Origin of the sequence: Sulfolobus acidocaldarius DSM 639 (genome assembly GCF_000012285.1) — an archaeon.
GTDB lineage: Archaea > Thermoproteota > Thermoprotei_A > Sulfolobales > Sulfolobaceae > Sulfolobus > Sulfolobus acidocaldarius.
On the sequence record NC_007181.1, the window covers coordinates 1261179 to 1282629 of the forward strand.

Genomic DNA, 21451 nt, shown 5'->3' on the forward strand with positions numbered 1-21451 from the left:
TTAAGAATCTAGATACTGATATATTTCCATAGGATGTGGATATAGTTGCATCATTTTTGCTTCTTCTTTCTTTAGGTCTAGATATGCTTGTAATATTGAAGAGTTGAATACTGGCTTCAGGAATTCATTATCACTCTCTAACTCATTCAAAGCTTCATCTAATGATCCTGGTAATTCTCTTATTTTCAGGCTCCTTTTCTTCTCTTCACTCATATGATATATGTTTTCGTCCACTGGATCACCTGGGTCTAGTTTTCTTCTGATTCCATCTAAACCTGCCATAAGTATTGCAGAGAATACAAGGTAGGGATTAGATGAAGGGTCAGGTGGTCTGTATTCTAACCTTTTAGCTTTTTCCATTCCCTTGTAATAGGCTGGAATTCTTATTGCAGCACTTCTGTTAGATTTACTCCAAACCAAGTATACAGGGGCTTCATACCCTGGCACTAAACGTCTATAACTATTAGTGGTTGGTGCGACTATTGCGCTTAATGCTCTGCCATGTTCTAAGAGACCGCCTATAATGTATCTACCTATTTGGCTTAATTCTGCATATTCATCATTAGGATCATACATTAGATTTTTCCCATCTTTTGTCCACAAACTAAAGTGAGTATGCATACCACTACCGTTGTCTCCGAAGAATGGTTTTGGCATAAATGTCGCTATCATACCACGTTTACTTGCAATGTTCTTTGTTACATATTTAAGAACCTGTACTTTATCTGCAGTATCAGCTAATGTGGAGAATCTGAAATCTATCTCACCTTGACCTGCTGTTGCTACTTCATGATGAGCTGCTTCTATTGTAAACCCAAAGTAGTCTACTAAAGTACTTATAATTTCCAAGCGTATATCCATTAATTGATCAACTGGTGATGCAGGATAGTATCCTTCTTTATACCTTATTACATATCCGCCATTCTTAGACCATGGTGCTTCTCTGGAATGTATTTTATATCCTGTTCCGCTTTGAGGTAATGATGCGTCTACCTCTACTTTATCGAACACGAAAAATTCTAGTTCCGGTCCGAAATAACTTACATACCCTTGTTCGCTCTGGTATTTTTCTGCCTCTTCGGCTATCCCTCTTGGATCTCTCTCAAATCTACCTTTTCCACCTCCCCAGAATACCTTAGTCAGTACTCTTGCGACACCTTGCATCCAAGGTATTAGTGTCATTGTTTGAGGTATTGGTAATAATACCATATCGCTTTCATAAATACTGGTGAATCCCTTTATGCTGCTTCCGTCTAACTTACCGAATCCAACCTTAAACGAGCTTTCATCAAATTCATTTGATGGTATTGTTATATGTTGCAATTTACCTAGGAGATCTGTAAATTGTAAATCAACCCATTTTATATTATTACTTTTCAAAAACTCTAGTGCTTCATGTTCATTTTTTGGAAGTCCTGGCATGTGGTACTAATTATTGAAAGGCTATAAAAATATAACTGGGCTTAGTGTAAAAACTTTTCAAAAATATATACCTATTTTCTCATGACAGATTGTATAAATGTAAAATTTCATGATACTCTTTTTAAGATACCGTTCTCCATTATATACATACACTCACTATATTTAGAGTCATCCAGATCTTGAGATACGAAAATAATTCTAATATCATGTTTTTTTGATAGCGAGATGTAATTTTGAATGAAAAGATCCTTATTGTTAATGTTAGAAAAGGCTTCGTCTATTAGTATGTATTTTGGGCTAGACAATAACGCAGTAACCAAGGAGACTTTCTCTCTCATTCCGAGACTTAAGTCCCTTAATTTTTTGTTTTCATCTACGTCTTTTATCAGTTCCATACTCTCATCTAGTATTTTTTCATTTTTATTTCTTGATTTTCTCAGTCCATAATATAAATGCTTCATTACTGAGAGGTTCGGTATATATGAGTCTGGTGTGACTAGGACTAGGTCTCTTTTCCAGGGGGGAAGTTTGGAAACTTCAGTACCATCAATTTTTATATATCCTTCATCGAAGTCAACTAGACCTGCTAGAATTTTAAGTAATGTAGTTTTACCACTTCCATTTTTTCCATGAATAAAAATAATTTTACTGTCCTCATTTATTTCAGCATTTAATAAGAAATTCCCTAGTTTTTTCTTTATTCTAGCCTCAATTAGAGACATATTTTTTCACATATTCCTCTAATATTTCTTCCTCTACCGCACCTACGACCTGGTCAACTAGTTTTCCGCCAACGAATATCAGTGTAGTAGGTATATTTAGTACTCCAAATTTATCTGCAGAATTAGCATTGTCATCTACATTGAGTCTACCGAAAACAGCTTTTCCCTTATATTTTAATGCGACTCTTTTGAACACAGGTTCGTATAAATGACACGGACCACACCAAGGAGCCCAACAATCCACAAATACTACATTGTTTTTACTAATTATTTCATCTATATTCCCATCATTTATCTGAACTGTAGGATCCTCAGTTTGAATCATATTTTTGGCTTTTTCTTCTAGCTTTCTTGATATATCATTAATTAATTGATTTAATTCATTCTCGTCCATTTTATTCACAATATACATTAACTTTTTCTTCGTATAAAAATTAATTCTATTGGTTCGTAAATCTAAATGTTAACAGATCTAAGATCTACAATTATTCCTGATTTTTATTTTTCAAAACAAGCAAACATCATCGATATTTAAAGTCCTAAACAATTTTAATATACAAGCATTTATCCCCTTTATCAACTACTTATAAGCAGATGAAAGTACACTGATTATAGTTAGTAATAGTGATTAGGATGATAAGGGTAATAGGCTTATCACGAATTCATATCACTCTGTTGGATTTAGAGGGTTTATATGGGCGTATAGATGGTGGAGTTGGAGTAGCCTTAAAATATCCTAGAGTTGTTATGAGGAATGGAGACTGTACGACAGTCAACATATCGCTTCCCTTTAGAATGCCTTCCGTATGTATAGAAGAGGATTATGAAGCTCATGTTGGACTTGGACATACCACACAATTCTTACTTTCAGCCGCTAAGCTAGCAGCTGAGTATAATCTAAAGAATGTGGATGTAGTAGATCTAGCAAGGATTGTGAAAAGGGGCGGGACCTCAGGTGTCGGTGTTTATGCTTTTAAATACGGGGGATTTATAGTCGATGCAGGGCATTCTGTAAAGGTTAAGCAAAATATAGCCCCTTCAGATTTCTCCGATGCCCCACCCCCTCCACTCATGACCAGATATTCGTTTCCTTGGTATATCTATATAAATACACCTTCATATGGTAGACGAATTTTTGGTGTAGAAGAACTAAATGCGTTCAAGAAGGAAGTTAAGGGTACTAGTGAGGTAATCAGAGTAACTTTTATGGAGTTAGTACCTGCTGTAATAGATCATGATATCTCATCCGCACTCGATGCTATAGCCAAGATACAAAATCTTGGATTTAAAAGAATCGAAGTTAACATGCAGACTGAGCAGGTTAGGGATCTTATGAAATCCATGTATAATAAGGGATTTCCGGCAGGTATATCGTCTTTTGGACCTACGGTTTATACTTTCGTAAACACTAAGAGAGAAGGTGAAGAGTTAGTGTCATATTTTGGTGGTCTTGTAACTGAACCTAATAATGAAGGGGCGAAGGTAATTTGGTCAAAAGACTAGAGTACGATGAATTTGTCCTGGATGAGCTGAGGAAGGTTTCAGGAACTAAATTTAACTCTTTACTTGACTCTTTACTAGTACCAAATAGTAGACTCTACATCAGGGTCAATACGTTAAAGACGTCTCCTACTAGGATTAGAGAGCGTCTTCCTTTTTTACATGAGGATGAAGATTTTAGCGAAGCTCTCTACATCGAGATAAGAGGACCCAGTAAGTTAGAAGAAAGAGAAAGCAAGGTCATAGTAGATAAAAGAACTGCTGAAAGTGTAATGATGGGTGCAAATGTATACAGACCCGGCGTAAAGAGGGTAATTGGTAATAGTAGGTTTGTTAACGTGGTTAGTGAAAATGGTATAATTATAGCTGAGGGCGAATTAGTTAATCAAGGTAACCTAGCTGTAAAAATTACAAAAAGCATGTATTCCTCTTATCCTCTTTCAGATTTGGATGAGTTAAAAACAGGTGAAATATTACTTCAAGGAAAAGCGTCGATGTATGTTGCCTATCTGATAGATCCTAAACCAGGCGAAAAAATTATAGATATGACTGCACATCCTGGAGGTAAGTTAACTCATATTTATCAATTAGAGCCTAAGGCTAGAATCTTAGGATTTGACCATACTAAGAGAAAAGTTCAGGATCTAAGGCAATTAACGCAAAGACTAGGTATGCATATAGAGACATATCTTGCAGATTCACGTTATCTTTATGAAGATTTTAGGATAAGTGATGTTGATAAGGTTCTTATAGACCCACCATGTTCAGCCTTAGGTTTAAGACCTAAGATTTATGACAAGAAAAACAAAGAAGATTTAATAAATTTATCAAGTTATCAAAAACAATTTATAAACGCAGCGTATAAACTCCTTAAGAAGGATGGAATCTTAATCTATTCCACGTGTACGATGACTGAAATAGAGAATGAGAGAATCGTTGAAGATGAGAGATTCGAACTGGAAGAGATAATAAGGTTCTACCCTATGGTGCACGATATAACAGGGTTTTTTATAGCCAAATTAAGAAAGAGAAAATAATGCCTATTGAAGAGTATTTAGGTAAAAAACCTAAGGTATCAAATAAGGCATATATTCATCCTACAGCCTACATAATAGGAGATGTAGAAATAAAGGAACTAGCTAGTATATGGCACTATGTAGTGATAAGGGCGGATAACGATTCAATAGTAATAGGAAAGGAGACAAATATTCAAGAAAACACTACGGTGCATACAGATTATGGGTTTAAGACTATTATAGGAGATAGAGTTAGCATAGGGCATAATGCAGTAATTCATGGAGCCACAATTGCATCTAATGTAATAATTGGAATGGGTGCGATACTATTGAACGGCTCTAAGGTAGGAGAGTATTCTATTGTAGGTGCAGGTTCTGTAGTTCCTCAAAATGTTGAAATACCTCCATACAGTATCGCTGTGGGTGTTCCTGCTAAAGTTATAAGAAAAGTAGGTGAGGCGGAAAAGAAAATGATTGAGGAAAACGCAGAAGAATATTTAAAACATACAAGGAGGTTTCTTAAATTATGAATAGAGATATTAAAGCGTTTAGATGGTTTATAAGAACACAAGTACTTAAAGACCCTTTTAATCCGGCTTATGCTACGTTTAAAGTTACATCAAGATGTAACTTGCACTGTTCATTTTGTAACCCATCATATTATAATGGGGAGCTGGGGGAGAGTAGTACAGAAAAAGTTAAGAAAATGATTGATAATATGCGTGATTCTTCTATAGTTGTGCTGTCTTTTGAAGGTGGAGAACCAACAATAAGACAAGATATACTAGAGTTACTTGAATATGCTCATGATGGTTCTTTTTATGTGATGCTCACCACTAACGGATATAGACTTAATGACGAATCGTTTTTATCAAAGTTGGCTGATAGAATTGACTTCTTACATTATTCGATTGACGAGTATCATTGGAACGCAAAAGCTATTGATAATTTGCAGAGGTTCAGAGATTACGGTCTTAAGGTTAATGTTCAAACAGTGGTAACTCGATATAATTTACATAAGCTTGAAGAAAAAGTAAGAAAAGTTCACGAGTGTCAATATAAAATAGTTATCCTTCCGGCAATAGATTACCCTGGTTCCAAAGTGAAATTAGAACCAGATCCGAATGAATTGTATAAAGTACTTTCTGAATTGAAGAGAAAATACGGACCGACTATAAACAATACATGGGGATTCATAAATGCTTTAGTAGGTAAGAGTGCTCCTACGAGAGTGGTAAGTTATGCTATTACTGTGTATCCGAATGGCGAGATTCCTTACCCTGATGATATCAATGGAAAAATAGTAGGCAACCTAGTTGAAGAAAAACTCCAAGATATTCTAAAGAAGCAAATAGTGAAAGAACTACAAAAAGACATGTTAAATAATCAAGCAAAATTTGAGTATTTACATCTGCAAACGTACTCGTTCAATAGTATAAAAGACTTGGCAAGCTATGTAAATGAAATGTTGAAATGGAGATTTTTAGGTAGAGCCTAACCAAATGTATTTTTATAGGCCTTTTCCACATCCTCTATGACTAAATGAGTATAAACTTGAGTTACTCTTATGTCTTTGTGTCCTAATATTTTTTGTACTACTGGTAATGGTATACCTTTCCTTATTGCTTCTGTCGCAAATGTATGTCTTAATATATGTGGTCTTAGATCTATTCCTATTTTCTTTCCTAGTCTTCTTAGTTTTCTATATAGAGCCTGATACGTCATATTTATCAGTTTGTCTTCAGGCTCCTTTTTATTTTTCTGAATATATTTTTTTAATAATGCACCAGTGTGAGAGGTAAAGAAAACTATTCTTGATTCGCCGTTCTTTGTATTTCTTATTATAATACGTCTTCTTTCAAGGTCTATATCTTGAACTTTAATAGACAATAGTTCCTTTGCTCGGATTCCAGTGTCAATTAGCAGGTTTAATATTACCGCATCACGAAGTTTCTTTGCACTGGCTTTTAATTTCTCTAGCTCTTCGTACGTAAGTGCTCTTATTTCATTTTTCCTCGCTTTAGGTACCGTTGGCTTTACATCTTTACCTAGCCATTTGAGAAATCTAAGTACTGCAGTTAAGTAAATCTTCGCGGTAGTTAGTTTCATTCTTCTTTTTTCGTTTTCTTCTCTAACTCTCTTACTCCTAGTGCTGCTCTTAAGGATTTTTAGCAACCATGCGTTTACGTCTGAATTAGTTACTTGGCGGGGATCTTTCTTCACAAAATCTAGGAAATCCTTTATTGCGATGGAATAGAGTCGTATTGTATTTTCACTTGCGCCTGCCAGATTAAGTGTAAGAATAAATTTATTATAAGGATCGTCCGAGTTAGCGTCTCCTTCTAACTGCAACCTCATGTTTTTATTCTTTGTTGGTGTAACGCTTATTAAGAAATTAGAATATTATTCCTTGTTTCTCTATTTTTATTTTAGCGTTATAACGTTATTTATAATACAAAACTACTTATACCCCGAGGAAAATGAAAATATAGGGTATCCAGGGACCCTTGAAAAGGAATGATGTTCCCCCTGACCCCCCAGGTCCCTGGATACTTCTATACGTGATATAAAAAGCCCATATTTCCTCTTCTAATGATATAATATCTTTCTATGAATCTCTTCATATATTGTCTAAGCTTAGATATTTTAACAACCTCTTTATTTCCGCCCCAAGGTCTATCACTTCTTATGTGAATTCCTTCACTTCCAGTATCTATAATAGTTACAAAAATGGGTGAAAATTTTCCGGCTCTGTGGTCATTAATAAACTTACCAACGTAAATTCCAGTTCTCATGGCTAATTCACCTAACTTTGGCATATTTTCTATTAGATCGCCGATTATGAATGAGTTCTGATACTGTAAATATTCATTAACCTTGAAGAATTGAAATGGACTTAGAGGCTTACAGGCAGGGAACACTAAATCAGCTTTTTCTGTATATTGTATGTGTTTTTCGTTCATCTTATTTGCCAGCACTTGAGCTACTCTGTCACCCAGGAAAGATAAATAACTTCCATGGTAGTATACTTGTTTTCCTAATTTTTTCAGATAAAATGCTAACTGTACTACAAGATAACCGTCATAAAATTCATTTTCAGCTTCTATAGAAATTCTATCTAGTCCTCGTAATTTTTTTATAAATTGAATTTGTTCTTCTCTATTGCATCCTGTTGCTATAATTAAGTTATCAGCGTTGTACTCATGATTTTGGGTTTTTATCCATTTTCCCTTCAGGTCAAATTCAATAACCTTATCCACGGTAACAAAAGGTATGTTTACAGTATCCATTAATGGTTTGAAAAGCAAACTTCTGGTTAGTGAAGTGTAAAATACAAATTTATTATGCTGTGAAATTATGATTGGTTCTTCATTCAGATTATAATAAGCATTTAATCCTGCATAGCCTGAGCCTACTATAATCGTCTTCATAATAATAGTTAAGAAATTAAGGGAAATATAAAATAAGGAGATATGGTAGTATACTAGATGAGGATAAAAATCGCATATTCAAGGGATGAGGAGATTAAGATACTCCAACCTGTACTTAATAATGAAGTAGATACTAAAGGTTTTTCGTTCGACATTTTAAAATTGAAAGAGGACGATTTAAAATTTCATGTAGATGAATACGAGTTACTTTATCTTCCATTACCCCTAGTTACTTTTATAGAAAATTTAAAAGTTTTGACTAACGGAGCATATGTGGTAAATGATATTGGTATAAGGTATAAGAAAAAGACAGAAAGCAAACTTAAAATTCTAGTCCCAGGTAGTAACTCTACCGAATATTATCTTGCTAGGATGATTTACGGTCATAATGTCGTCCCTACTACCTCTCAAGAGGAGTGGACAGCTGAATTAACATATGATGGTACTTCCGAGTATAGCTTTAAAGATTTCTGGAATTCTAATTGCGGTAATTTACCGTTTGTAATTAAACTGTTAGGTTCCAAGATCTTAGATGAAGAATCATTATCTAGAATTAAAATAGTTATTAGAGACTCTGCTAATTTAGCATATGAAAGAGGATATGTAAATAGTTTTTCTAAGGAGTTGGGCTTGAAAGGAAGAGAAGCCTTGGATTGCTTTTTCAAAATTTGCAGGCAAAAAAACCTATGTGGAAAATTTACTTCCTACCTCCTTTGAGTCTTTTTGATAGTCTTAACATTTCTAAAAGAATAGGTGGTGCTAAAATAGATTGAAATGGGTAAGGAATATCAAAACATATCATTAAAGCCGATGATATGAGGAGTATGGATAATAGTAGCAGAATAGGTTTCATAATATATATAAACAACGGGATTTTTTATGGTAACCACATATAATCTCCCATATTACTATTGCCTATCTCGTTAATAGTATTTTCAAACCACACTCTCTGTATATTTTACAGCATCGAAGAAATAAATGATAGTCAGCATAGAAAGCAAAGAGGATTTAATATTCCCTGATTCTTGTATTGTATGGATTACTAAGATCAATGATAAGTTATTAGTAAATAGTGATGCGATATTATCTCCCCAGATCGAAATTTATCCAGATATACGTCTAAATGGAAAATGGGTAGTATATGATGGCTATAAGGTAACTGAGATTGATGAAAACGGAAATAAAAAAATACTAAAAAATAGTATAGAGGATAAGGTAGTAAGATATGTTTATGCTGAAGATGGTTTGATTCCTATTTACAAGTCATTCCTTGGTTTCACTTTTGGAAACGAGAAATTTGACGAATACAAAAGTAAGTACGGTTTTATTATGTTGCTTAATGGTAAAAGAGCGAGAGTAATTTTACCATATGGACAATTCGTAGACGTAGAACACCCTAAATTTTATAAAATATTTAGGGATCATGTAGATTTAATATATGATAATGAAACTTTGATAATATATAGAGATGGTAGAAGGGAGAGATATAAGGGAGAAAAATATCTAATAGCGCTCACAAGTGTGGGTAGAGTATTTTTAAGCCCAAATGGTAGGATCTTACTTGATTCTTCTGCCTACGATTTGATGGGAATATGTACAGAGGACATGGAGTTCATAGGAGAAACTAGAAATGGAATCATAATTTCATGTGGTAACAAACTCAAGAGCTTTTACAGAGGTGGCTGGTCTTACATAGGATCCTTTTCTTACTTACCTGTAATTGATGCTGATTATAACCATATAAGTATAAATGACGGAAATGTAGTGAATGTATACGAGTTAGATAGTGATAAATCTTCTAAACTCTTTAATGTCAGAGCATTAAAGTTCAAGGATGGTAAGATTATATTAATATCTAAGAGTGGTACAGTATTTAAACTGAGTTTCTCTAAAGATACTGATTTTCTAAAGATAATTAATGATAAAAATTCTGCGGAATTACCTTATATTATAAGGATAGATAAAAAAATAGCGAGTGATTTTAGTCTGAGTAAAAACTTGATCGATGTAGAAAAAGTGGCTGATGGAGACGGGTTTGTTCTTAAATTGGAACCTTTCAAGCTTTCAAATGAAACTGAAGGAAGTATAACATTTAAAGAGGAGATATTTGAATATCAGTTTCCACTAAAAGTTTTTAGTGATTTACCAGATATAGAAGTTGAAAGTGGACATATAATTATGGCAAAGAACGGTCATCTGAAAACAGATCCTTCTTCTAACGCTATTTTAAAACTTAAGATGAGATTCAAAATTCCGTCCTTACTAAGGAAGTCAATATTAATTGACGTTGGTAATAAAAAAACTAAAGTCGATCTAGATAGATCAGTAGGAGAGTTAGACTTATCTATACCTTTTTTTAAATTAAGTTTAGATGAAGAAGTGGTGAAAATAAGTGTATTAAGGGATAATAGAGTAGAACTTAAAAAAGAATTTATAGTTAAAACTAACCTTAAAATGATGAGTAAAAACTCTAAGAAAACTTCATATGCAGTGATTCAAGATATGTCTAAGAGGACTTATAAAGTGTATAATGATGACCTATTTAGCTGGGAAGAGTTTAGTGAAGAGCCAAACATTTACGAGAATATTTATTACGCTAAGGTTGGTGATAAGTTACAAATTGAAGACAAAATTATTGAAGTCAAAGATGGTCTAAACCAGGTTAAGGTTGAAAGGCCTAATTATAGTAGAACTTATTTCATATATGGTGTTTCTAATCCTTTGAGAGATTTGAAAGTAACTTTGAAAGAAAGTGACGTAATTTTTGATCTTGTAAAGGATGAAGATTCAGTCGTCACAGTTATATATGGAACTAATTATGTAACCACTAAAAATAACAAAATTAAATTTAGCATAGACCCAGCTTACAACACTATTATAATAAGATCTTATAAAGAAGGAATAAGGTTTGAAACAAGTTATATGTTGGTTGACTTCTTTAGAAATTGTATGCTGAAGGCAGTAGTAAATGCAAAGTACTTAGCACAGCAATTATTCCTTGAATAACTTTCATTTTTCTGTCTGTCTTTTAATATTTCCTTCTTATGGCATGGATCAGGTATTAGCAGAGTATTTTGTAGGTCCAGTGAAGGTTAGATTAACAAGAAGTAAGGGAATCTGTAATTATGAAATAGAGGAACCGTCTTTTTCAGACTTTGAAGAGTCGTTAAAGGAAAAAGTGTTGTCTGAAATATATTATTCAAAATCCACTGATTTTGAGGATAAAGTTCTCCTGAGACTTAAGGAATTAGGAGTTAATGACGAGAATGTGGAGAAAATTCTATATAGTATAAAAAAACAAATTCTATATAACGAGATTACTCCGTTATTGTTAGATCCAGACATAGAGGAAATAGAATGTTTAGGGTATGGAAATCCTATTACGGTTGTACACAGGAAGTTCCCTGAGTGTATAAGATTTTACACAAATATCAAGCTTAATGATGAAGAAACTGTGGTAAGAATAATAGAAAAGTTAGCTAGTAAAGCCAACAAGAGTGTTAATATTGCTAGACCATATGTAGAGTTTTCATTGCCCGAGGGTCATAGGGTAGCAGCGACTATATCTAAAGAAATCTCTTTACCGGGATCAACTTTTGATATCCGTAAATTTCCATTAAAACCTCTGAACATTCTGGAAGTTATCAATTCCTCTATGTTAAACGAGCTGATAACTGCATACTTATGGTTACTATTAGAGTATAGGCCTTTTATTATAATATTGGGTCCAACGGGATCTGGAAAAACTACATTATTAAACGCTTTACTTAATTTGGTAAATCCACATTATAAGATTTTGACAATAGAAGATACTTCAGAGATTAGTCTTCTTAACAAAAATTGGGTTAGATTTATAGCAAGATCAACACTACTTTCTGAGTTTGAAATATCTATAAGTGATCTTGCAAAGCTTGCATTACGATATAGACCTGATTACATGATAATAGGTGAGGTAAGAGGAAAAGAAATAGAGGCTCTTGTACATGCAGCAGCGTCAGGTCACGGTTCCATCACCACATTTCACGGTTCTAGACCTATAGATGCCGTTACAAGAATCACTGATTTATTATCAGGAGATTTAGCTAAGTTATTCCTGCAAACTATATGGAACTTCATTATAGTTGGAAATAGGAAGGAGGGTAATAAAACAGTGAGATCAGTTCTAGATATCTATGAGATAATAAATAAAGGTTCTAAGAAAATTACATTCAAAAAAATATTTGAATGGTCTTATCAGAACAATAACTTTATTCCTCAAAATGTCAGTGAAATTATAAAGAGATCTTATAGATTAAAGAGAATCAAAGAAATATATAATGTAGATGTGGAGTCTGAACTAACTAGAAGGCTTGATTTTATCAAAAGGTTAAAGGAGAACGGAATTCGAGACAGTGAATCAATACAGGGTAGTTTATATCAATTCTATTTTGGTGATCAGGTTGAAAATATTAGCATGTGATATATTCCAAGATAAAATCAAGTCTTATATAGAATATACAGGAGACGATTTTAATGATATACGTAAAAAGTACATTCAACTTCTTATGTTTTCACCAATAGGTGTTGCTTTAATATTGCTTATGTCTTTTACAATCTCTAGATTTTTGTTATTCAGTCTAATAGGTTACGGTATAATTGTGTATTTCTTTCCTGTAATCTACTCGTGGTCAAAAAAGGAGGAGTATAGGAAGGTTACTAACTTAGAATCTCCACTTATAAGTTTGGTATGTTATGTCAACTCGCTTATTGATAAGAGTCTTATTACTACAATGGAAGATCTATCTAAATTAAAACACCTTAAGACACCATCTATCGAATCTCAAATGTTAAAGAAAACTATCAATATATTAAACTATTCTTCGTATAAGTCAATTCAAAGAAGAGAAAGTTTGCATCGCGGAGATTTAATGGGTAAGATATATTCTGCTTATATGGTATCGATGGATATGGGCGTTTCGCTTAAGGATAGATTAAGAGAAGCAATGAAGGAGATTTTATCTCTTTATAAAGAAGATTATAGGAATTACGTGAATAAAGCCACTGAATTATCAGAGGTTATATTTTCAATATTTCTCTTATTACCTATTGTCCTTATAGGCTTCCAGTTTACCTTCAAAGTTAGTTTATTTGAGCTCCTACTTCCATTGTCATTTGCACCACTCATAGTATTTCTAATTTCAATTATGCAGCCTAATTCAGACTATGATATTAATATGAACTGGAAACAGTTCATACCAGTTATATTATCATTCGTAGTCGCTCTTCTCCTAAATGTTAATCTGAGTATTAGATTTCTAATAATAGTGTCAGGTATACTGGTCTCGGTGTATTTAATATATAGGCAAGTGAGAATTGCTAACCAGTTAGTTAAGCTTTTACCAGATTTATTAAGAGAAGTTGCAGACTATATGAAAATCGGATATAGCATAACCGGTTCATTATCAAAGATCCGTATCAGGGATAAATTTGGTGTGGTCGAAAATATAGTTAAGAAATCTGTTTTAGAAGGAGAGGTAGGGGAAGTTAAAACACCATCAAAATTATTTAATAATATTATAGAACTATTTAAGATATTTAATAAATCTGGTACCTCTTATAACGTTCTAGAGGAGCTAGCAGGAACACTAAATGAAATTATGTTAGTTCAAGATAGTATGACCAAGCAATTAAGACTCTTTGATGCAATGGTTATTCTGACTCCGGTCATGTTGTGGATCACATTTTCTATCTTGGGTAACATTTCTAGTGATAGTGCAACTCTAAGTGGAATAGTAGTGTTGCTTTACTCAGTAACCACATCATTTATATTTTCTAAATTATCTCGATTTACACTATTCTATTTCCCAACAATTCTAATGGGAACTTTAATACCATTAATACTTTCGTTTATCCCTCACGTATTTTAAAAGATTCATTTTATTTGAGGAAAGTTGGTTAAAAAATCCGTAAGAAATAAAGCAATATCGTCAGTTCTGGGTACTGTAATTGTATTAGCCATAACAATAGCCTTAGGTGGTCTTCTATATGCGTATAGCCAGGGTATGTTCAGTAATCTAACCCAAAACACTAACATTAACGTACAAGCAAAAATAATAGTAAACCCATCTACCAATGATTCTTATCTTCAACTTACCTTAGTCAATAACGGGAACTTAGGTATAAATATAACGAAAGTAACTATAGATTCTAATGGGATATCGATCCCAATAAATGTGTATTTACCTCCTGGTCAGCAATATTCAAATACTTTTCCTTTAACTTCAAAGATGATTGCAGGAGAGACATATACTGTTACGGTATATGGAAACTCCAACAATAAGCCTGTAGTAGAGACCATGAATGTACTAGCTTCTACGGTGTAATTAGGATGAAAGGAATCTCTTCAATTTTTTCTTCTCTCATAGTTACTATGATAGTAGTTTCCATGTCTATTCCGCTCTTTATGTATTTTAATTCCCTATATAATATATCGACCAATTCGCTATCCAACTCTTATGAATACCTGCAGAATTCAACTGCTACAAGAGTTACTATTATAGGTTTTGATCATGACATATATATCTACAATGCAGGAAATGAGTTAGTAGTAATAAACCAAGTTATGGTAGGAAATCAGACATGCAGTATCAATTCATACACTTTAAATCCAGGAGCTTTGTTAAAACTCAATCAGATAGTTCGCAATTGCTCTTTCAATAAAAACGAGACTATTGTACTTAAAATTAACAATGTGTACTATTACTATGATTACAATTGAACTATTCTATTCTTTTTTAGTAATTTTTTTGAACTCTGGAGAGCTAGTCTAAATGGAAATGGATATTGCTAATCAATTGTATATGAAATTGCGTGAGGAATATAAAATAGATCAGAAGGAATTTATCTCATCGTACATATGTGGAAAAACTCGAAATGTTTTTGCAACTATATTAGCAACTATACTGTCGCAAAACTCTACAGACAAGTCGGCTTTGATTGCATTTAGTAAACTTAATGAAACTGTGGGGGAGATAACTCCAGACAGGATTAAACATGCAGATATAAATACAATAATAGATGCGATAAGGGTAGCAGGACTAGGAAATTCTAAGGCGAGATACATAAAAAACGTGGCTGAGGTAATTAACGATCTAGACCTTAACATAGAAATAGATTGTCAAAAGTTACGTGATTTTCTCACTGCGATAGAGGGAATAGGTGATAAGACAGCTGATGTGGTTTTACTTACATGTTTTAGATGTAGAGAATTCCCTATTGATACTCATATAAGAAGAGTTATTTCAAGGTTAGGATTTCTTGGATCTTCACCTAAATATAAGGACATCTCAGAATATTTCAAAACCCGTTTCAGCTCCGAAGATCTGCTCAATCTTCATCATTTACTAATTGCGCATGGTAGAAAAACTTGCAAATCAAGAAAACCCATATGTGACAAGTGTGTCATAAGAGATTATTGTAAATATTATCTGGATAATATTAAAAATTAACTATTTTGTCAGTTTAATAAAGTATATATGAGCTAAAAATAAACAGTTATTTATTGTCATCAGAAATATAACCTAATGTCTAATTACCAGCTAGAATGGGTTAGCCCTAAACAGCTTAGACCTCATGAAGATGTTATTTTAAGTATAGTTAACGAGAATATAGAAATACTTCGAAAAGACAATTCAATGGCTCCAATAATAGTTGATAAGAACTCTATGGTCATATTGGATGGTCATCATAGATATTATGCTAGTTTATCGTTAGGCTTACCTAAGATTCCAGCAATAATGATAGATTATAACTCTGAACAAGTAGAAGTAAGGGAGTGGAATAGAATTATAGCCCCAGATAGTAGTATAAGAGACTTCCTTAGAGTTTTTAGATCTAGTGTTGATGGAAAATATTGTGTAAGTTACAAATCTGACGTTGTTTTTTGTGACGATAATATTTATTCACTGTATTGGAAGGAGGAAGCAATAGAACAACTCTTATCGAGAATGGGTTATAATGTGGTAAAAACTGCTGATCAGGAAGCAACAATTTCCATACCACCAGTACCCAAAAACGTAGTAATAGATTTTTCCTATAAAGGCTTGAGATTTCCGCCAAAATCTACTAGACATATATATCACTTTTATATACCTAAACAAAGAATAATTTTGCAATGGGATTAACTGATATATTTTTGAATCTACTTCTATTCGTTTACCCAGCTGTATTTATAATTTATCAAATTATTCTTTATGAAATTTCTGCAAGAAAACAAATTAATCAAGAAGCTTTGAAATATTCCAATTTACCTGTTCTTTCCATAATAGTTCCCATTAAGAACGAGGAAATATCTGTAATACAAGGTCTATTAGACAATTTAAGTAATCTAATCTGGGATAAGAAAAAACTGGAAATAATTATTGTATCAGACGATAATGAGGACTACTTTACTAAAATAATTAATACAGTCAAGGTTCCAAAGGATCTGACCGTATATTTCTATAGAAGAGAAAAAAAGCTTGGATATAAGAGTGGGGCTCTCCAATACGGTTTTGAGAAAGCTACTGGAGACTTAATACTTACAATAGACGTAGACTCCAGATTGCCACCAAATGCATTAATTAACGCTTATGAAAAAATGCAGTCTAATACATGCGACGCTATAGTATTTCAATGGAACGGATATTCTAGTAATCAATATTCGACATTAGCAAAAGGGATGGTAGTATCAACTCTGTTTGCTAGCAAAGCTTTGTTTGAAGGCAAAGAGAAACTAAAGCTAAAGATATATCCTGTTGGGAGCGGCACAATGTTTAGTAGAGAAGCATTACGTGTTGTTAATGGATGGGACTACAGATTAGTTCAAGACGACTTAGAAATAGGAACTAGATTAATTTATAACGGTAAAAATGTTTGTGCTAGTGGAATTCCAATATATGTTGAGGTTCCTGACAACTTTTACTCATTTTATGTACAGCAAACAAGATGGGCTATGGGTAGTGCAGAAGTTCTCAGAAATAGGTTGAAGTACATTATTAAATCTAAAATTAGCTTTACCCAGAGAATGGATTTAATCATATACTTGCTTCAATATACTCCTGTTATAGTAACATTCTTTATTTCTACTCTATTATCTTTAATGCTACCCTTCCGCATAGGTCATGATCCATTAAATTCTCCAGCCTTATTATTTTGGCTGGTATCCTTGGGCTTGTACGCCTCGCTATTACTTTCATTAGCTTTGAAATTGGGTCTTAACCTTAAGGATAGTCTTATGGGAATTGGTAGACTAACTGCGTTTACAGTTTCTATATCTCCCTTTATAGTTTTTAACTTCTTTAAAGGTCTCTTAAAATCAGGGAATACATATGTAATAACTCCTAAGGGTACTGTTAAAAAAACCAATAAGCTTTTACGAATAATTGCTATAATAGGTGTTTTTGGTCTCTTATACCTACTCTCATCAATATTATACATATATGAGGGATACTATGTAACCGGAATCTGGTTACTCTACTACTCTAGTGCTTATTTATACACTATGTTACTTTACTACAAAGAATTATAACAAGTTCTTATAAGCTAAATGAATGCTATAATTCATTTGGATGGATATTAATACCTTACTCAACACTCCTGACGAAGACGTATTATCCCTTTTTACTCCACAGGTAGCAAGATGGTTTAAAGAAAAATATAAAGTATTCACCCCTCCTCAAAAAGGAGCTATACCTTTAATTAAGAAAGGAAAAAACGTCTTAGTTTCTAGTCCAACAGGTAGCGGTAAAACGCTAGCAGCATTTCTTGGAATCTTAGACACGCTAATAGACTTAGGCTACAAGAACGAGTTAAACAAACAGATATACGCAATCTACATATCTCCTTTGAGAGCATTAAACAACGATATGAGAAGGAACTTAATAGAGCCACTTACGGAGTTGAGAAACTTATATCCAGATTTACCAGAGATTAGTATAGGAGTAAGAACTAGCGATACCTCATCCTATGAGAAACAAAAGATGCTCAAAAAACCACCGCACATCCTTATTACAACACCAGAGTCATTTGGAATATCGTTAGTCTCCCCTAAGTTTAGGGAGAAATTGTCAGATGTTAAATGGGTTATTGTGGACGAAATACATGAATTAGCTAATAGTAAGAGAGGAGCATATTTAGCGGGTTTGTTAGAGCTGTATAAGTCATTCATAGCAAAAAATAATTTCGTCAGAATCGGTTTAAGTGCTACAATATCCCCTTTAGAGGAAGTGGCCAAATTTTTAGTTGGTGGAAATGGCGATTATGAGATTATTGATGCCAGATTTGTAAAGCCTACAGATATTCAAGTAGTATCCCCTGTAAAAGATTTAGTACATGCTACAGAGGAAGAGGTTAATATCGGAATATATAGTTATTTGGTAGATGAGATAAAGAAACACAAAACTACTCTTATCTTCACTAATACTAGGCACGCAGCTGAACGTGTAGCTTATAAGCTCAGAAAAATGTTTGAAGATCAAAACATATTTGACAGTGATCTAGTGGCTGCTCATCACAGTAGTTTAAGTAGAGATGTGAGGTTAGAAGTTGAGGAGAAATTGAAAAGAGGGGAATTGAAAGTTGTTGTTTCATCTACTAGTTTAGAGCTAGGAATAGACATTGGATATATAGACCTAGTGACTCTTTTAAGTAGTCCAAAGAGTGTAAGTAGATTGTTGCAGAGAGTAGGGAGGGCAGGACATCATATTAGGGAAGTTAGTAAGGGAAGAGTTGTTGTTGTGGATAGGGATGATTTAGTGGAGTGTACAGTTTTAGCCAAGCTTGCTATAGATAGGAAGATCGATAATATACATGTTCCTGAGAATCCATTAGATGTTTTAACTCAGTTAATAGTTGCGGCAAGTTTAATAACGCCAATAGAAAAGGACAAGTTATATGAGATCATAAAGAACGTTTATAATTTCAGATCTCTAAGTTATGATGAATACAATAATGTTGCTGAATACCTAGCAGGGAACTACGGACTTGATTCTAATAAAGTATATGCAAAGATTAGGATTAAGGATGGTATGATCAGTCCAAAAAGAGGTACTAGGATGATTTTCTTCTTAAATAGTGGTACCATACCAGACGAAGCAATGATACCTGTAAAAATGGAAAATGGAGGGTATGTAGGAAATTTAGAGGAAGAGTTTGTGGAGATTCTCGCTCCTGGAGATATATTCGTCTTAGCTGGTAAGACGTATGAGTTCATAAGAAGTGAAGGAAACTCAGTAATTGTTAAAAAATCTGAGGGTCAAAGACCTACTGTTCCCAGCTGGTTTTCTGAAATGTTACCACTTGCTTTTGATTCGGCTATTGAAATAGGTAAATTTAGGGGCAAAATCGCTGAGGCAATAATGAATGAGGTGCCTAAGGACGAGGTTATCTCGAGCATCATGTCTGAATATAATCTTTCACGATTTGCTGCTCTTTCAATTTATAATTATGTGAAGGAAGAACTATTATTCACTGGTGGTATAGTTCCCACTGATAAATTACTCCTAATAGAAGTATACGACGATGATGATCAGAATAGGAATTTCATATTTCATGGTTTATATGGTCGTAGAACTGTAGATGCTCTATCTAGAGCTATAGCTTATATAATAAGTAAAGATCTTAATATGGACGTGAGAATAGCGATAACAGATAACGGATTTGCCATAACCGTACCCGGTAAACAAGAATACGAAATTAGCAAAGTTTTTGACAAATTAGAACCGGATAAGATGTATGAGATTCTGAGTGACGTGATTCTGAGAACTGAAATGATCAAAAGGAGATTTAGACACTGTGCCGAAAGATCGTTTATGCTTCTAAAGAGATATAAGGGTAGAGAAACCAGTATTGACAGAAGGCAAATAAATTCAGAGGTTCTATTGGGAGTAGTTAGGCAAATTGAACATTTCCCTGTGTTGAAAGAGACAGTCAGGGAAATTTTAGAGGATTATATGGATATAAAAAGAGCTATTGAAATCGTAGAAAAAATCAGAAACGGTGATATAAAAGTAGCAACTATAGGTCCTAATCAAGTCCCAAGTCCATTTGCTCATAACATATTAGTGAAGCAGTACACTGATGTGGTTTTAGCCGAAGATAAAAGAGAGCTACTAAAAGAGCTTCATAATAAGGTCATAGAGTTCCTTAGGAATAAGGGAATCGATATCGATCTCGAGTACACCGAAGCTGGGATCAAATAAATACCCTTCAATACAATCTTTTCCTTTTATAATCCATGGGACTCTCCATAAATACATTCCTAATACATCAAGGTTACTGGGTTTACACTCCCCTTCATGGGTATGTAGTATAGATTTTACTTTTTCTGCAACCTTGTAGAATTCAGAAGGGTCAATTTCAAACATGAATTTACTTCTGGCTAGATTATGCATTTCAATCAATTCGTTATTCGTTGTAATTATTGCTATTCGTTCCATTTTCATAATGTTATAATTTCCTCTAAGCCTGCTATAGTTTTTAAGATATCTGTTCTTGTCACAATACCTATAACCCGTTGATCCTTGTTTAAAACCAATAACCTACCTACATTATATATTAACATCTTTTTTATTGCAGTAAGAACGTCATCATCTTCACTTATACTGATAACATTAGTCTTCATATAATCAGAAACTTTAGCATCATATCTCTGCTCGAAGAACGCCTTTATTATATCTGCAGTGGTAAGTATTCCAAGATTCTTACCTTCATTATCAAGTACGGGGGCTCCTCTTATTCCTTCCTTGTATAGTATCTGTGAAGCGTCTCTGAGGGTATTTTCTGGCTTAAGGGCAACAAGTCTCTTGCCCATAATGTTTTTCACTTGTACTTTAGGAATACTTACCATTCTGGTAACATCTATAACTAGTTCTTTTCTCTCGTCGTCAGTATGTATTATGACGCCCTCTATTACGAGCCTGGTATATGGTATGGGTCCTATTTTAACAGTATCTCCAACCTTAATTTTTCTTAAGTCTCCACTAACCTTTAGAAGTACTTTATTTCCATTCGGATTAGTAATATCAAGGATTTCAATATTATTAATTCTTATATCTGTCTCCATTCCGTCCTTATATAATGTTAATTGACTCAGTAAAGGTGTGATTACAGGATTTTTTATAGCCTCATAAGCTTTAAGTGTGGGCACGTATCCACCGCTGGGTCCAGGTTTTGATTCTATAAGTCCTAAAACTTTAAGGCTAAGTATAACGTTCCTAACTGTACCTTCGTCCTTACCAATCATATCGGCTATTTCCTTACTTTTAACCATTCTTTTATTCTTGTTATATATATCTATTAATGCTAGAAGAATTTCTCTTTGCGTTGATGATAGATTCTGCAT

General features: G+C 33.6%; 21 protein-coding genes. 14 read left to right on the plus strand and 7 right to left on the minus strand.

Annotated elements, in window-relative coordinates; all coding sequences use genetic code 11:
• The 3 genes from glnA to SACI_RS07085 form a co-directional block, all read right to left on the minus strand.
• Positions 1-1422, minus strand: coding sequence for a type I glutamate--ammonia ligase (glnA, locus tag SACI_RS07075; protein ID WP_011278306.1), 1422 nt, complete (start codon positions 1420-1422; stop codon positions 1-3).
• A gap of 107 nt (positions 1423-1529) precedes the next feature.
• A complete protein-coding gene (locus tag SACI_RS07080; RefSeq protein WP_011278307.1) occupies positions 1530-2144 on the minus strand; it encodes an ATP-binding cassette domain-containing protein in 615 nt (204 codons plus the stop codon).
• Entirely contained in the window at positions 2131-2556 is a 426-nt protein-coding gene (locus SACI_RS07085; RefSeq protein ID WP_011278308.1) for a thioredoxin family protein, read from the minus strand. The genes SACI_RS07080 and SACI_RS07085 overlap by 14 nt, the downstream gene beginning before the upstream one ends.
• A 221-nt stretch (positions 2557-2777) precedes the next feature.
• Here SACI_RS07085 and SACI_RS07090 point away from each other — a divergent pair, with 221 nt between their 5' ends.
• The 4 genes from SACI_RS07090 to SACI_RS07105 are packed head-to-tail and all read left to right on the plus strand — an operon-like array spanning position 2778 to position 6158.
• Positions 2778-3647 (plus strand): beta-ribofuranosylaminobenzene 5'-phosphate synthase family protein, encoded by an 870-nt coding sequence (locus SACI_RS07090; RefSeq protein WP_015385619.1) that lies wholly within the window; start codon positions 2778-2780, stop codon positions 3645-3647.
• A gap of 26 nt (positions 3648-3673) precedes the next feature.
• Positions 3674-4681 carry an RsmB/NOP family class I SAM-dependent RNA methyltransferase gene (locus SACI_RS07095; RefSeq protein ID WP_176586688.1) on the plus strand — a complete coding sequence of 336 codons (1008 nt, stop codon included), beginning with the start codon at positions 3674-3676 and terminating at the stop codon, positions 4679-4681.
• Positions 4681-5190 (plus strand): gamma carbonic anhydrase family protein, encoded by a 510-nt coding sequence (locus SACI_RS07100; protein WP_011278311.1) that lies wholly within the window; start codon positions 4681-4683, stop codon positions 5188-5190. The genes SACI_RS07095 and SACI_RS07100 overlap by 1 nt, the downstream gene beginning before the upstream one ends.
• The gene (locus SACI_RS07105) at positions 5187-6158 is read left to right on the plus strand and encodes a radical SAM/SPASM domain-containing protein (protein WP_011278312.1); all 972 of its coding nucleotides are present in this window, start codon (positions 5187-5189) and stop codon (positions 6156-6158) included. Before SACI_RS07100 ends, SACI_RS07105 begins: the two co-directional genes overlap by 4 nt.
• Here the strand turns inward: SACI_RS07105 and xerA are convergent.
• Both xerA and SACI_RS07115 read right to left on the minus strand, forming a co-directional pair.
• Entirely contained in the window at positions 6155-7018 is an 864-nt protein-coding gene (gene xerA, locus SACI_RS07110; RefSeq protein WP_011278313.1) for a site-specific tyrosine recombinase/integron integrase, read from the minus strand. The two genes, SACI_RS07105 and xerA, sit on opposite strands and share 4 nt — an antisense overlap.
• Before the next feature lie 197 nt (positions 7019-7215).
• Positions 7216-8091, minus strand: a complete 876-nt coding sequence (locus SACI_RS07115) for a hypothetical protein (RefSeq protein WP_011278314.1) — start codon at positions 8089-8091, stop codon at positions 7216-7218.
• A 57-nt stretch (positions 8092-8148) separates the two neighbouring features.
• Between SACI_RS07115 and SACI_RS07120 the strand changes: the two genes are divergently transcribed.
• The 10 genes from SACI_RS07120 to SACI_RS07160 all read left to right on the plus strand — a co-directional run bounded on the left by SACI_RS07120 (position 8149) and on the right by SACI_RS07160 (position 20309).
• Positions 8149-8808 carry a hypothetical protein gene (locus SACI_RS07120; protein ID WP_011278315.1) on the plus strand — a complete coding sequence of 220 codons (660 nt, stop codon included), beginning with the start codon at positions 8149-8151 and terminating at the stop codon, positions 8806-8808.
• Between the two features lie 261 nt (positions 8809-9069).
• Positions 9070-11097, plus strand: a complete 2028-nt coding sequence (gene upsX, locus SACI_RS07125) for a protein UpsX (RefSeq protein WP_011278316.1) — start codon at positions 9070-9072, stop codon at positions 11095-11097.
• 43 nt (positions 11098-11140) lie between these two features.
• Positions 11141-12550, plus strand: a complete 1410-nt coding sequence (locus SACI_RS07130) for a type II/IV secretion system ATPase subunit (RefSeq protein ID WP_011278317.1) — start codon at positions 11141-11143, stop codon at positions 12548-12550.
• A complete protein-coding gene (gene upsF, locus SACI_RS07135; RefSeq protein ID WP_230949645.1) occupies positions 12522-13997 on the plus strand; it encodes a membrane pilin protein UpsF in 1476 nt (491 codons plus the stop codon). Before SACI_RS07130 ends, upsF begins: the two co-directional genes overlap by 29 nt.
• 24 nt (positions 13998-14021) lie before the next feature.
• Positions 14022-14453 carry a pilin subunit UpsA gene (upsA, locus tag SACI_RS07140; RefSeq protein WP_011278319.1) on the plus strand — a complete coding sequence of 144 codons (432 nt, stop codon included), beginning with the start codon at positions 14022-14024 and terminating at the stop codon, positions 14451-14453.
• A gap of 5 nt (positions 14454-14458) precedes the next feature.
• Entirely contained in the window at positions 14459-14848 is a 390-nt protein-coding gene (gene upsB, locus SACI_RS11670; RefSeq protein WP_015385622.1) for a pilin subunit UpsB, read from the plus strand.
• Between the two features lie 52 nt (positions 14849-14900).
• Positions 14901-15578: an endonuclease III domain-containing protein gene (locus SACI_RS07145; protein ID WP_015385623.1), complete on the plus strand. Its 678-nt coding sequence runs from the start codon at positions 14901-14903 to the stop codon at positions 15576-15578.
• A 75-nt stretch (positions 15579-15653) separates the two neighbouring features.
• The gene (locus SACI_RS07150; RefSeq protein WP_011278321.1) at positions 15654-16253 is read left to right on the plus strand and encodes a ParB N-terminal domain-containing protein; all 600 of its coding nucleotides are present in this window, start codon (positions 15654-15656) and stop codon (positions 16251-16253) included.
• The gene (locus tag SACI_RS07155) at positions 16244-17638 is read left to right on the plus strand and encodes a glycosyltransferase (protein ID WP_011278322.1); all 1395 of its coding nucleotides are present in this window, start codon (positions 16244-16246) and stop codon (positions 17636-17638) included. Before SACI_RS07150 ends, SACI_RS07155 begins: the two co-directional genes overlap by 10 nt.
• Before the next feature lie 40 nt (positions 17639-17678).
• The gene (locus SACI_RS07160; protein WP_011278323.1) at positions 17679-20309 is read left to right on the plus strand and encodes an ATP-dependent helicase; all 2631 of its coding nucleotides are present in this window, start codon (positions 17679-17681) and stop codon (positions 20307-20309) included.
• Here the strand turns inward: SACI_RS07160 and SACI_RS11675 are convergent.
• Together SACI_RS11675 and SACI_RS07165 are read right to left on the minus strand one after the other, a co-directional pair.
• Positions 20220-20552: a hypothetical protein gene (locus SACI_RS11675; protein ID WP_015385624.1), complete on the minus strand. Its 333-nt coding sequence runs from the start codon at positions 20550-20552 to the stop codon at positions 20220-20222. The genes SACI_RS07160 and SACI_RS11675 overlap by 90 nt on opposite strands.
• Positions 20549-21451 (minus strand): CBS domain-containing protein, encoded by a 903-nt coding sequence (locus tag SACI_RS07165; RefSeq protein WP_011278325.1) that lies wholly within the window; start codon positions 21449-21451, stop codon positions 20549-20551. The genes SACI_RS11675 and SACI_RS07165 overlap by 4 nt, the downstream gene beginning before the upstream one ends.

What these genes read in the sequence shown, in the direction of transcription:
- SACI_RS07105 (WP_011278312.1), top strand. Translation starts at nt 5,187, where the DNA reads ATGAATAGAGATATTAAAGCGTTTAGATGGTTTATAAGAACACAAGTA.
- glnA (WP_011278306.1), bottom strand. Translation starts at nt 1,422, where the DNA reads ATGCCAGGACTTCCAAAAAATGAACATGAAGCACTAGAGTTTTTGAAA.
- SACI_RS07155 (WP_011278322.1), top strand. Translation starts at nt 16,244, where the DNA reads ATGGGATTAACTGATATATTTTTGAATCTACTTCTATTCGTTTACCCA.
- upsX (WP_011278316.1), top strand. Translation starts at nt 9,070, where the DNA reads ATGATAGTCAGCATAGAAAGCAAAGAGGATTTAATATTCCCTGATTCT.
- SACI_RS07100 (WP_011278311.1), top strand. Translation starts at nt 4,681, where the DNA reads ATGCCTATTGAAGAGTATTTAGGTAAAAAACCTAAGGTATCAAATAAG.
- SACI_RS07130 (WP_011278317.1), top strand. Translation starts at nt 11,141, where the DNA reads ATGGATCAGGTATTAGCAGAGTATTTTGTAGGTCCAGTGAAGGTTAGA.
- SACI_RS07160 (WP_011278323.1), top strand. Translation starts at nt 17,679, where the DNA reads ATGGATATTAATACCTTACTCAACACTCCTGACGAAGACGTATTATCC.
- upsB (WP_015385622.1), top strand. Translation starts at nt 14,459, where the DNA reads ATGAAAGGAATCTCTTCAATTTTTTCTTCTCTCATAGTTACTATGATA.
- SACI_RS07145 (WP_015385623.1), top strand. Translation starts at nt 14,901, where the DNA reads ATGGAAATGGATATTGCTAATCAATTGTATATGAAATTGCGTGAGGAA.
- SACI_RS07150 (WP_011278321.1), top strand. Translation starts at nt 15,654, where the DNA reads ATGTCTAATTACCAGCTAGAATGGGTTAGCCCTAAACAGCTTAGACCT.
- SACI_RS07085 (WP_011278308.1), bottom strand. Translation starts at nt 2,556, where the DNA reads ATGTATATTGTGAATAAAATGGACGAGAATGAATTAAATCAATTAATT.
- SACI_RS07165 (WP_011278325.1), bottom strand. Translation starts at nt 21,451, where the DNA reads ATGCAGAATCTATCATCAACGCAAAGAGAAATTCTTCTAGCATTAATA.
- SACI_RS07120 (WP_011278315.1), top strand. Translation starts at nt 8,149, where the DNA reads ATGAGGATAAAAATCGCATATTCAAGGGATGAGGAGATTAAGATACTC.
- SACI_RS07080 (WP_011278307.1), bottom strand. Translation starts at nt 2,144, where the DNA reads ATGTCTCTAATTGAGGCTAGAATAAAGAAAAAACTAGGGAATTTCTTA.
- xerA (WP_011278313.1), bottom strand. Translation starts at nt 7,018, where the DNA reads ATGAGGTTGCAGTTAGAAGGAGACGCTAACTCGGACGATCCTTATAAT.
- SACI_RS11675 (WP_015385624.1), bottom strand. Translation starts at nt 20,552, where the DNA reads ATGAAAATGGAACGAATAGCAATAATTACAACGAATAACGAATTGATT.
- SACI_RS07115 (WP_011278314.1), bottom strand. Translation starts at nt 8,091, where the DNA reads ATGAAGACGATTATAGTAGGCTCAGGCTATGCAGGATTAAATGCTTAT.
- SACI_RS07090 (WP_015385619.1), top strand. Translation starts at nt 2,778, where the DNA reads ATGATAAGGGTAATAGGCTTATCACGAATTCATATCACTCTGTTGGAT.